This is a genomic window from Glutamicibacter sp. BW78 (assembly GCF_002332245.1).
Taxonomy (GTDB): domain Bacteria; phylum Actinomycetota; class Actinomycetes; order Actinomycetales; family Micrococcaceae; genus Arthrobacter_H; species Arthrobacter_H rhombi_A.
The window spans coordinates 1-1,885 of record NZ_NRGU01000037.1; the positions used below are offsets into that span (position 1 = coordinate 1).

At 64.4% G+C, this 1,885-nt stretch carries 2 protein-coding genes; both read left to right on the forward strand.

Annotated features, from left to right (window positions below; all coding sequences use genetic code 11):
• Positions 1 to 70: 70 nt before the first annotated feature.
• Positions 71 to 700: a hypothetical protein gene (locus tag CIK75_RS10245; RefSeq protein ID WP_143413322.1), complete on the forward strand. Its 630-nt coding sequence runs from the start codon at positions 71 to 73 to the stop codon at positions 698 to 700.
• Positions 701 to 837: 137 nt separating this feature from the next.
• Positions 838 to 1,885: PepSY-associated TM helix domain-containing protein (locus tag CIK75_RS10250; RefSeq protein WP_096224074.1), on the forward strand; the 1,048-nt coding region annotated here is incomplete at its 3' end.

Genomic DNA, 1,885 nt, shown 5'->3' on the forward strand with positions numbered 1-1,885 from the left:
CCACGTTCGTTTTCTAGAACCTGGCCGGGGGGCGTGGCGGGGAGGGGAACTGGCCTGCCATACTTCTTCTATGCAACGTAGAACGACGGCACACCTATGGCGAAGTCTCGCCGTTGCCGTCGTTTCCACGTATGCCGCTTTGGCAGGTCATCTTCTGGGTGGAGGCCAATTGCCCGGCACCTTGGGGCTTGCCTTGCCTCTGGCCCTATCGGTCCTGGGTTGTCTGATCTTCGCCGGACGCACTGCGCCTATTCTCCGAACTGCCATCTCGGTTTCCATCAGCCAGGGTCTTTTCCATGCTCTTTTCATGGTCGGGGCGGGCGGCTCGCACGCGTCCTCTGATCTTGGCCCCGCTGCCCATCATGCTCATGTCACGTCTATCGCGATCTCCTCCACCGGGCAGGGGATGAATCATGCCATGGAGCAGGGGATGGTTCCCATGTGGCTGGGGCATGTCTTTGCCGCGATCGCGACCGTGGTTTTCCTGAGCCGTGTTGACCGCGCCTTGGCCCTGATCCTGGATCTGGGCCGGGCCGTCTTATGGCCGCTGCTGATGGTCCTGCGCATCGTCGTCTTGCCGACCCCGTTTGGTGCCGGCAATCAGCCAAGGCGCCAGCGCACCGCCATCTTGACGGCCCAGGCCGTGTCATCGGTTTCCTCCCCGCGCGGTCCGCCCACAACCTCATTGAGCTGTAACTGATTCGAACCCCCTCTGTCGCCCATTCAGGGTGGAGGGGGATTTTCCCTGGCTGTCAGCCCGGGACCTGATCACTTCCCTGCACCCGCGGCGTGCTGCCGTCAGGGTTGCACCATGCCCATTGAGGACTGCTTTTTTCCATGACCAATACCCTTGACCAAGCACGCCCAGCCGCGGGTAAGCCCGCGGATCCACCCGTACCCAGGAAATGGTTTCCCCCGCTGCTGCGGCGGCTGCATTTCTATGCCGGGCTCTTCGTGGGCCCGTTCATCTTCGTTGTCGCGGTGACCGGTGCACTGTACGCATTGGCGTCCCCGGTGGAGAACCTCGTCTACCACGACGAACTGACCGCCAGGACCCAAGGGGATCCAATGACCTTGGCTCGACAGATCGAAGCAGCGAACGCGTATGTCGGTGGCGGACAGGCACCTGTCGCGGTGCGTCCCGCGCCCGAGCCCGGAGACACCACGCGGGTCATGTACTCCGGCCCCGACTTCGGGCCCAGCGAGTCACGGGCCGTTTTCATCGACCCGGCTAGCGCGGCCATCCAAGGAGAACTCACCTCCTACGGCACCAGCGGGGCGCTGCCGCTGCGGACCTGGATCGACCAGTTCCACCGCAGCCTGCACCTGGGCGACCCCGGCCGGCTCTATAGCGAACTCGCCGCCTCCTGGCTCGGCATCATCGCCTTGGCAGGTCTCGGCCTGTGGATCACCCGACTGCGCCAAACCCGGAAGAAAAAAGATCTTATCCGTCCGGCCACCAAGGCCAAAGGCTACCGCCGGCTGGCCAGCTGGCATGCCTCGGCCGGTATCTGGGTTCTTGCCGGCGCCTTGTTCCTCTCCGCCACCGGCATCACCTGGTCCCAGCTCGGAGGCGATAACGTCAGTGCACTGCGCTCGGCCCTGAACTGGACGACACCGGTGGTGGAAACCTCCCTGAACGGCGACGCGCCGGCCGCCACGGGCCATGAAGGCCACGCAGGGCACGGCGGCGGGGCCAGCAGTGAATCCGGCTCCGCGAATCCGGCGACCTTTGACGGCGTGCTGTCGATCGCCCAAGGCGCCAACGTGAACACCGGACAGGTGGAGATCAAACCGCCATCGGGACGGGGACAGGCGTGGGTCGTGCAGGAGATCCACAGGAGCTACCCCACGGAAGTCGATTCGGTGGCCATCGATGGCCAAA

What these genes read in the sequence shown, in the direction of transcription:
- CIK75_RS10245 (WP_143413322.1), top strand. Translation starts at nt 71, where the DNA reads ATGCAACGTAGAACGACGGCACACCTATGGCGAAGTCTCGCCGTTGCC.